Origin of the sequence: uncultured Campylobacter sp. (genome assembly GCF_938002845.1) — a bacterium.
GTDB lineage: Bacteria > Campylobacterota > Campylobacteria > Campylobacterales > Campylobacteraceae > Campylobacter_B.
The window spans coordinates 1-9,054 of record NZ_CALKZP010000024.1 but is presented as its reverse complement, the minus strand read 5'-3'; the positions used below and the strand labels follow the sequence as shown (position 1 = coordinate 9,054).

Genomic DNA, 9,054 nt, shown 5'->3' with positions numbered 1-9,054 from the left:
TAAATCTATCGTGCGTCGTTAGGCGCTTTTCGATGATGGACGCATCGCCCTTGCCATCTACCAGATCGCACATCATCTGGATGACGCATGAGCCGTTGGCGACCATATTTTTCATAACAGGCCCTGTGAGACCGGAATTTTTCAAAATTCCCTTTACCGGTCCGCTACCAGGAGGCGAAGCCCTTAGCGGCAGCATCACCCGCACGCCGGGTTCCGCTAGATCCTTTAGATCGCGAACGCCCGCAGGATTGTCCTTTGGCACTACTAAAACATAGTCGGTAAAACATAGCGGTCTAAAGCGAAGGCTAAGGCCAGCCTTGCGTAGTTTTTGGCTTAGCTCCAAAACGCGAGCGCCGAAAACCTCCGTCTTGCCCTGCAAGGCCAGTAGCGACTTCCCGAGCGCACCCGCAAAGGCGCCGGTGTACTGGATATTATGCCCCGTCCTTGACTCATAAATGGCGTTTAGCTCGTTAAATGCTTCGGACAGTCCTCCGCACGACCAAACCTGCAGCGAATCGGGCTTAAACGGCGTGAAGCCGGCGAGCATCGATTCGGGTCCGGCGATGGCGGCTGCCGCTAAAGCTCCTTTTAAAAAGCCGCGACGAGATTCGTCTATCTCCTTAAATTTCATACAACCTCTCCTTTCTTTGGTTTGTTTTTAAATTTAGAAAATTTTTAATTTTTAAAATTTCAAATAAGACCTGCTAAAGCAGCTCTATAAAGGCTTCCAGCCGCGTGCGAATTTGCCCCACGTCTTGTTTGGAATAATCCGTCTCCAAGCTCATATAGTTTGCTCCCGCTTCGCGGCTTGCTTCTTTGATCCTGTTTGTCTCGATCGCGTAGGTGTGACAGCCGCTTAGCACGACATCAACGACGCCGTGGGCTTGATACTCGCGGATAAATTCCTTGATAATATCGCCTCTGGCGTCGTTTTGATACATCACCGAACAGGGGATTTTAAGGTAGCGCTCGGCGATATTTGCGACTAGATCGCCCTTCGTTTCTACTTGGTTTTGATAGCCTTTGGTGCCGGAGCAGTTTTCAAAGGCCACTACGTCCGCGCCCAGCTCCTCTATCTGCTTGATAACCTTCTCATACACGCCCCCGCTTGGACAGCCGGTGATGATGATCCGCTTTTTGCGAGTTTTCGGCGGCGTCATCTCCTTCGCGGCGGCTATGTAGGCGCGTATCATCTTAAGCTTTTCGCGTTTATCGTATATGAAGTCGCTCGCAAATGAAATTTGATGAATTTCGCTGCCCGCTACCGGCATCGGATTTAGTTTGCCAAGCTCTAAAAGCTCCAACATTACCTTGCGCTCTTCGTTGTAAATTTGCACCGCATCGAGCAGTGCTTCATCGGTGATTTTCGTATCAAATTTTTGCTCTAAAACTTTGCGAAATTCTCTAAGCTCGTCGGTAAAAAGCTCCAAGCTCTTGCCACCGGTCATATTCGGTAGTTGCAGCACGTGGACGTCCTTATGTTTTGCCAGCAGCTCATACATCTTTTTCTTGCCGTCGCAGGTCGTTTCGCCTATGACGAGATCGCTGGCGTTCATATAGGGGCATTTTTTAGTAACTGCGTAGCCGTAGCTTGCCTTGATCAGCGGGCAAAGATTACGCGGAAGCTCCGCGTGAGCGGCGTCTATCGGGCTCTCGTCATAGGCACAAAGCCCAACCGGCACGGCGCCCGCGGCGTAAATGAGCTCCTTTGGCGAATAGGTGCAAAACATTCCCACTACGTGTTTGCCTTGCTCTTTTAGATCGTGCAGAGCCATTGCGTTGCGCTTTTTAAGCGCGTCAAAATCCATCTTCATCTCGTCTCCTTTGAAATTTCATTTGCTTTGCGTGCGCCGATAAGCGAAGCGCCCATCGCGCCGCAGTAGATTGCGTTTTCGTGAGTAAAAATTTCAGCCCCCAGATGCTCGCCTAGAAGCCGTTTAAAGAGCGGCACGTTGCTAAGTCCGCCGCTTAAAAAATAAATTTGATTTTCCAGCCGTTTGATGAGAGAGGCGACCTTGTGCGCCGAGGAGTCCACGATGGCGTAGGCGATCTCGCTCGTTTCGGCTCCGTTTGCGCTTAGCGAGACGATCTCGCTCTCGGCAAATACCGTGCAGATAGAGCTGAGCTTGATCGCGGGATTTTTGCGGGCGGTTTTGTAAATTTCGCTTAGCTCTAGCCCCAGGCGGCCCGCGCTGATCTCTAAAAATTTGCCCGTGCCGGCCGAGCATTTGTCGTTCATGATGAAGTCCGTAGGCTTGCCACCTTCTATTTTGATAGCCTTGGTGTCCTGCCCGCCCACGTCGATGACGGTGCAGTCGGGCTCAAACAAAAAGTGCGCCCCAAGGCCATGGCATAAAATTTCGCTCATGCTAAGCTGCGCGTAGTCCACGCTGACGCGTCCGTAGCCAGTAGCCGTCACGAAGCCCTCGCCGTAGCCTTTTTGCTCTAAATTTTGCTTGATCTGCCGCGCGACTCTAACCGCGCTAAAGCCGCTAGGCAGCAAAAACAGCTCGCAAAATCTGCCGTGCTCGTCCATAACGGCGACCTTTGACGAGGTCGATCCGATGTCGATACCGATAAAATGCATAAAATTTAAATCCGTCGAAAGATATTTCTACGCCGTAGAACTTTATCGCAATCTTAGCTTTTTAAGACTTTTATATCGCTGAAATTTAGCGCAGCCTAGCGGTGTGGCTCAAATTTAGCCTCGCGCCGCGTTTGAATCGGTTTTAAATTTAGATTTAGCGCTCGCGGGCGATTAGAATTCCGCTTAAAATCACTACTGCAATGCCTGCTAGCACGATCGGACCGGGCAGATGATCGCCTAGCATAATTCCTAGCGCCATGCTAAATAGGATGTCGCTGTAGCTGATCGCGGCGACTATGCCCGCTTTGCGCGAAGCGGCGTAAGCGCGCGTCATGTAAATTTGAAAGTAGATACCGCTGACGCCCAGAAGCGCCACTAGCACCCAGCCAAAAAGGCTTGGCGGGTTGAAATAAGCGAGCTTCGCTAAATCCGCGCCGCTGAAAAGTCCTAAAATTTTAACCTCGCTACCTTCAAGCGCCCAGCCCGCAGCCATCATCATCGCGCTTAGAAAGGTAGCGGACGAGACGAAAACCAGCACGATGAGGTTGGTGGCGTAGTGTTTGCGAAGCTCGCGCACGCTCGTGTATGCAAGCCCCGCGCACATGCCGCCGAAGATTCCCACTGCATCGGTTACGCTGATGCCGATGTGCGGGCGCACGACGAGTAAAATTCCGCCAAAGCCGAGCAGTATCGCAAACCAACCCTTGGAGCTTAGCTTTTCGCCTAAGAAAAATGCCGAAAATAGCGCGGTGAAAATGGGCGCCGTCTTTTGGAAGGTAAAAGCGGTGCCAAGATCGATGTGGGCGATATTGTAGAAGGTCGCTAAGATCCCGCAGCTGCCGATAAAGCCGCGAAATGCGAGCAGCCACGGCTTACCGCCCGGGCCCAGGTTTTTTACCCGCCGTAGCGAAAACAGCACGATCGCGATACCTACGACGTTGCGGAAAAACACGATCTCGGCGCTACTCATCCGCTCCGCCATAACCTTGGCTAGTGCGCCGTTTAGCGCAAAATAAAAGCTCGCTACGAGCATGTAATAAACGCCCAGATGTTTCAGCCAAAACGCGGAGTAAAATTTCTTCTTCACGCCGTCCTACTTTCGGTTCGCCACGAGCGCGCCCGCGACGATGATGAGCGCCATACCTCCAAGCGCCATGAAACCGGGCAGGGCGTCGCCTAGCAGCAGCCCAAATAGCGTCGAAAAGATGATGTCCGCATAACTGATCGTAGCTACTATGCCCGCTTTGCGCGTCGCGGCGTAGGCCTTGGTGACGTAGGTTTGATAAAACAGCCCCAGCAGCCCCAAAAGCACGGCAAAGAGCCAGCCCTGTGCGTTTGGAATTTTAAATTTAGAAAGCATAAAGTTCAGCGCAGGCGCGTCTATAAATTCCGCCGCGATCATAAGCGCTACGGGCATCAGCGTGCCGGCAAGAAGCGCAGAGAGGATGATCGTATCGGAGCTATAGTATTTGCGCAGCCCGCGCACGGAGGTAAGCGCCATCGCGGCGAACAATCCGCTTAAAATTCCAAAAATATCGCTCGGCTGCAAGCCAAACTGCGGCTGAATTACCAAAATGATGCCCACAAAGCCCAAGCAGACCGAGAACCAGCCCATCGCGCCGAATTTTTCGCCGAGGGTAAAGTACGCAATGATCGCCGTCCAAATGGGCGCAGTTTTTTGAAAGGTAAATGCCTCGCCGAGGCTGATGTTTGCGACGTTATAAAAAAATACCATCAGCCCCAAAATCCCGATAATACCGCGAAACGCGAGCGTAAAAGGATGACCGCCTTTGTTTGCGAAGCGCGCCGCGCGGGAACGAGCCTTGATTTTATAAAGCAGGATCAAAAGTCCGGACAGATTGCGAAAGAGCACGACCTCAAGCGATGAAATTTGCGCGCCCAAAAGCTTGGCAAAAACGCCCGTAAGAGAGTTGTAAGAGCACGCCATCAGCATATAATACACGCTTAGATGGTGCAGCAAGAAGTTGTTGTATTTCATCGCGTCCCTTTAAATTTGCGGAATTATACACGCATAATGATTAAATTTTAATATTCTGCCGTTTTAATATTTCGCCGCGCCGCCTGCTTTTGCGCACCCCGTGCGACGGCTCGGTTTTGTAATTCGGCGCTTGTATGCGCGGAATAGTCAAAATTTACTCAGCTGCGGGCTTTTATGCTTTCGCACGGTTGCGCCCGTTTCACGCTTTGGTTGCTAGTTTTCTCGTCCAGGCTTCAGTTTTAAAATTTTATAAATTTACGCGCAGCCCCAGTTTCGCGTCGTCCGCGGCGACGGATCGTGCGCTTTAAGGCCTTTTATCTAGGCGGCGTTCCGCTAGTGTCGCGATAAAATTTCGCTAAATTTAGCGCCTAAATTTCATAAAATTTTGCCGCCCGACTTGCGCGAGCGAGCGCGTAGAATTTGGCTTTAATCTATTTTTGGTTATAATCGCGCCAAAAATCAGAAGGACGAACGTGAAAAGTTTGATCATCATCGGGCGCCCCAACGTCGGCAAGTCGAGTCTTTTTAACCGCCTAGCGGGCGCTCGCATCGCCATTACCAGCGACGTTGCGGGCACGACGCGCGATACCAATAGAACCGAAGCCGAAATTTTCGATCGCCGCGTGCGCGTGATCGATTCTGGCGGCCTGGACGACGCCTCCGAGCTGTTTGCGCGCGTGCAGGCTAAGACGCTAAGCGAGGCAAAGAGCGCGGATTTGATAATCTTTATGACGGACGGCAAGCTGCTTCCGAGCGATGATGAGCGGCGGATATTTTTCTCGCTGCAGAGACTTGGCAAGCCCATCGCCCTAGCGGTCAATAAGATCGACGGCAAGCGCGACGAGGAGCGCAGCTGGGAGTTTAACGAATTCGGCGTTAAATTTTTCCCGATCTCCGTTTCGCATAACAGCGGCATCGACGAGCTCAAAGAGTGGATCTACGGCTTTTTAGACCCTGCGCCCGCGCAGCAGGACGAGGATGAAATTTTTGATGATTTCATAGAGGGCTTTAACGACGAGGGCGAGCCGAAAGAGGCGCGCGACGAGGAATTTTACGCTAGCAAAACCATCGGCGTGGGTATCATCGGGCGGGTAAACGTCGGTAAATCAAGCCTTCTAAATGCGCTTGTCGGCTCGCAGCGCTCGGTCGTGAGCGATTATGCGGGCACGACGATCGATCCGGTGAACGAAAGCACGGAATTTGGGGGGCGCACGCTCGAGTTTATCGACACGGCGGGTATTCGCCGTCGCGGCAAGATCGAGGGCATCGAGCGTTTCGCGCTAAATCGCACCGAAAAAATTTTACAAAACTCCGACATCGCGCTTTTGGTGCTTGACGCAAGCGAACCGCTAAACGAGCTGGACGAGCGCATCGCGGGACTTGCGGCTAAATTTGAACTCGGGCTCATCATAATTTTAAACAAATGGGATCTTTGCGAGCGCGATTACGACGAGTTTTGCCGCGATCTGCGCGATAGGTTTAAATTTCTTTCCTACGCGCCGATTATCAGCGTCAGCGCGACGGACAGGAAGCGGATACATAAAATTTACCCGCTCATTTTGGAAGTTTATTCAAATTTCACGCGCAAGCTCGGCACCGCAAGGATCAATGAAGTGGTAGAAGCCGCGATAAAGGCGCATCCGATACCTCGCGAGCGGGGCAAATCGGTTAAAATTTACTACGCCGCGCAGATCGGCTTTGCGCCGCCGAAGATCGCTCTTGTGATGAACCGCCCAAGTGCGCTACATTTTAGCTACAAGCGCTATTTGATGAACAGGCTGCGCGCGAGCTTCGCTCTTTCGGGAAGTCCGCTAGTGCTGCTGCCGCGCAAAAAAGGTGAGAGCGATGAAGAGCGGTAACATCGTACTCATCGGCTTTATGGGGGTCGGCAAGGGCACGGTAGCGCGAGCACTGGCTGCGCAAAGCGGGATGTTTGCGCTTGATTGCGACGATATGATCGAAAGCTACGCCAATAAAAAGATCGGGCAAATTTTTAAAGAGCAGGGCGAGCAGAGCTTTAGAAAGATGGAAGCGAGCCTTGCGAAATTTTTAGAAAAGTCCGTCCGCTGCGCCGTGATCTCTACAGGCGGCGGCTTTTACGCCGTGAAAAATTTAAACAAAATCGGCACCGTCGTGTATCTGAAATCAAGCTTTGAAGGGATTATTAATCGCTTAAAAAATAGCGAGAACGCGGAGAAAAAATTTGCAAAACGCCCGCTGTTAGCGGATCTGCAAAAGGCCGCGGCGCTGCACGCTCAAAGAGACGGGGCGTATGAAAAAAAGGCCGACATCGTAATCAACGTCGAAAATAAAAGCGTAAAAAAGATCGTAAAAGAAATTTGCTCCGCCTGCGACAGGCTAAATTTAAAGGGGAAAAAGATGTCTAAGCAGAAGCGCTCCGGCGGCGGCAAAAATTCCGAGCCGCACGGCAAAGAGAGCAAAGGCGATAAGCTTGAAAAGAAAGAGGCGCTAAAGCAAAAGCTGCGCGAGCTACTAGAGGGCTTAGAGCGCGAGGAAATTCCAAAGCGCGTAATCGCGTGGCACTTCGATCTTTACGAGCCTTATGCGCTACAGCTAGCGGGATCGAGCAGTTATGACGCGGATGACGACGACTGGGCGTGCGAGGACGAGGATGAATTTTATCCGCAAAGCTCGCGCTTGCAACTTGAATTTTTAAATGAGCTTTCGTGGCGACAGGTTTTAAAACTACTCGTGCAGGCTCTGCGCGAGCTGCGAGAGCAGATGTCAGATGCAAAAATTTTTGAGTGCAAGCACATCGCCGTGGGTTTTGTGGACGGCGATCTGATTTTGGTTTAAAGGAGCAATGATGAGAATTTTAACGGGTCTTCAGCCTAGCGGCAAGCTGCATTTGGGTAACTACTTCGCGAGCATCAAGCAGATGGTAGATGCGCAAAACGCGGGCGAGCAGATGTTTATGTTTATCGCAAACTACCATGCGCTCACGTCCGTAAGCGACGGCGCAAAGCTAAAAAACTCCACCTACGAGGCCGCCGCGGCGTTTTTGTCTCTCGGGATAGATCCGAAAAAGACGGTGTTTTGGGTGCAAAGCGACGTGAAAGAGGTGCTGGAGCTTTACTGGATTTTAAGCGGATATACGCCGATGGGGCTGCTCGAGCGAGCGCATGCATACAAAGACAAGATCGCCAAGGGCTTTGAGAGCAAGCATGATCTATTTAGCTACCCCGTGCTGATGGCGGCGGACATCCTGCTATACAGCGCAGAGGTCGTACCCGTGGGCAAAGATCAGATCCAGCACGTCGAGATCGCCCGCGACATCGCGCTTAAATTTAACAATGCCCACGGTGAAATTTTAACTATTCCGCAAGCGCGAGTAAACGATGAAGTGGCGATCGTGCCGGGCACAGACGGTGCGAAGATGAGCAAGAGCTACGGCAATACGATCGATATTTTTGCAGATGCCGCGACGCTAAAGAAGCAAATTTCAAGTATCGTAACGACCTCCGAGCCGCTAGAGGCGCCTAAGCAGTGGCGCGGATGCAATGTCTATAATATCGCGAAGCTGTTTTTAAGCGAGGCGGAGCAGGCGGAGCTGCAGGCTCGCTACGAGCGCGGAGGCGAGGGGCACGGGCACTTCAAGGCGTATCTAAACGAGCTAGTGCAGGGCTACTTCAAAGACGCGCGAGATAAATTCGAATACTATCAAAGTCACCGCGAAATTTTAGATGAGATGCTAAGACAGGGCGCGCAAAGAGCGGCTGCGACGGCTGCTTCATTGATGCAAAAGGTTCGCGCCGCCGTAGGGATTTATCGCTAAGGAGAGTGAGATGACGGATTACGCTAGAGAAATTTTATCTGACGGCAAGTTGCTTCGGCAGAAGCTGGAAATTTTCTTGCAAACCCCTAGCAAGGTTGAAATTTACGCACGCGCCTGCGAGAAATTTTTCGCCGCGGGCAAGCAGCGCGAACTAACTTACGTAAGCACGTGGAGTTGGTGGGGATTTTTAGGCACGCTGTTCTTTTTTCTGTACCGCAAGGAGTACAAAATTGCCGCAGCCCTATTTGCCGTTGTGTTAATTTCCTGCTTTATTCCGTTTTTGGATGAATATGATAGAAGTATAGGAATGGCGATTAGCGTCAGTAGCGGAACTATGGCGAAATATTTCGTTTGCTATAGTTTTGTTTCATTGCTGGATAAACAGGACGATGAAGCCCTAAGACGGGGCGGCGGCGTGAATAGATGGGCGATATGGCTCGCGGTAATATTTTACGCTTTTGTCGCAATTGTGTTTGCGCTAATAATTTCAAACGGCGGCAAAATTCAGTAGTTTTAAAGGGCTTCCGCGCTCAAAATAGCTAAATAAATTTTAAAAAGGAGTAAGAGTGAAAGCGATCGTAACGGTGATCGGTAAGGACAAGGTTGGCATTGTAGCGGGCGTTTCGGCTAAGCTCGCGCAGCTTGGGCTAAACATAGACGACATCAGCCAGA

9 protein-coding genes and 1 pseudogene are annotated in these 9,054 nt (G+C 51.3%); 5 read left to right on the top strand and 5 right to left on the bottom strand.

Annotated elements, in window-relative coordinates; genetic code table 11:
• The 5 genes from Q0224_RS03485 to Q0224_RS03465 all read right to left on the bottom strand — a co-directional run.
• Positions 1-631, bottom strand: a 631-nt coding sequence (locus Q0224_RS03485) for a substrate-binding domain-containing protein (RefSeq protein WP_297949115.1), incomplete at its 3' end; no start/stop codon positions are given.
• Between the two features lie 73 nt (positions 632-704).
• Complete coding sequence (locus Q0224_RS03480; RefSeq protein ID WP_297949114.1) at positions 705-1,814, bottom strand: double-cubane-cluster-containing anaerobic reductase; 1,110 nt, start codon at positions 1,812-1,814, stop codon at positions 705-707.
• Positions 1,811-2,587, bottom strand: coding sequence for an acyl-CoA dehydratase activase (locus tag Q0224_RS03475; protein WP_297949112.1), 777 nt, complete (start codon positions 2,585-2,587; stop codon positions 1,811-1,813). Before Q0224_RS03475 ends, Q0224_RS03480 begins: the two co-directional genes overlap by 4 nt.
• Before the next feature lie 154 nt (positions 2,588-2,741).
• On the bottom strand, positions 2,742-3,674 hold the full coding sequence (locus Q0224_RS03470; protein WP_297949110.1) for a DMT family transporter: 933 nt from the start codon (positions 3,672-3,674) through the stop codon (positions 2,742-2,744).
• Positions 3,675-3,680: 6 nt separating this feature from the next.
• Positions 3,681-4,586, bottom strand: a complete 906-nt coding sequence (locus Q0224_RS03465) for a DMT family transporter (RefSeq protein ID WP_297949108.1) — start codon at positions 4,584-4,586, stop codon at positions 3,681-3,683.
• Positions 4,587-5,059: 473 nt separating this feature from the next.
• Here Q0224_RS03465 and der point away from each other — a divergent pair, with 473 nt between their 5' ends.
• The 5 genes and pseudogenes from der to Q0224_RS03440 all read left to right on the top strand — a co-directional run.
• On the top strand, positions 5,060-6,445 hold the full coding sequence (gene der, locus Q0224_RS03460) for a ribosome biogenesis GTPase Der (RefSeq protein ID WP_297949106.1): 1,386 nt from the start codon (positions 5,060-5,062) through the stop codon (positions 6,443-6,445).
• Positions 6,432-6,926 (top strand): annotated as a pseudogene (locus Q0224_RS03455) (shikimate kinase); the annotation flags it as partial. The gene der and the pseudogene Q0224_RS03455, both read left to right, overlap by 14 nt.
• A 487-nt stretch (positions 6,927-7,413) precedes the next feature.
• The gene (gene trpS, locus Q0224_RS03450; RefSeq protein WP_297949104.1) at positions 7,414-8,382 is read left to right on the top strand and encodes a tryptophan--tRNA ligase; all 969 of its coding nucleotides are present in this window, start codon (positions 7,414-7,416) and stop codon (positions 8,380-8,382) included.
• Positions 8,383-8,392: 10 nt separating this feature from the next.
• The gene (locus Q0224_RS03445; RefSeq protein WP_297949102.1) at positions 8,393-8,893 is read left to right on the top strand and encodes a DUF2628 domain-containing protein; all 501 of its coding nucleotides are present in this window, start codon (positions 8,393-8,395) and stop codon (positions 8,891-8,893) included.
• 55 nt (positions 8,894-8,948) lie between these two features.
• On the top strand, positions 8,949-9,054 hold a 106-nt coding region (locus Q0224_RS03440), incomplete at its 3' end, for an ACT domain-containing protein (RefSeq protein WP_346745738.1).

Coding starts and splice junctions, on each gene's coding strand:
- Q0224_RS03465 (WP_297949108.1), bottom strand. CDS start 4,586: ATGAAATACAACAACTTCTTGCTGCACCATCTAAGCGTGTATTATATG.
- Q0224_RS03445 (WP_297949102.1), top strand. CDS start 8,393: ATGACGGATTACGCTAGAGAAATTTTATCTGACGGCAAGTTGCTTCGG.
- Q0224_RS03480 (WP_297949114.1), bottom strand. CDS start 1,814: ATGAAGATGGATTTTGACGCGCTTAAAAAGCGCAACGCAATGGCTCTG.
- trpS (WP_297949104.1), top strand. CDS start 7,414: ATGAGAATTTTAACGGGTCTTCAGCCTAGCGGCAAGCTGCATTTGGGT.
- Q0224_RS03475 (WP_297949112.1), bottom strand. CDS start 2,587: ATGCATTTTATCGGTATCGACATCGGATCGACCTCGTCAAAGGTCGCC.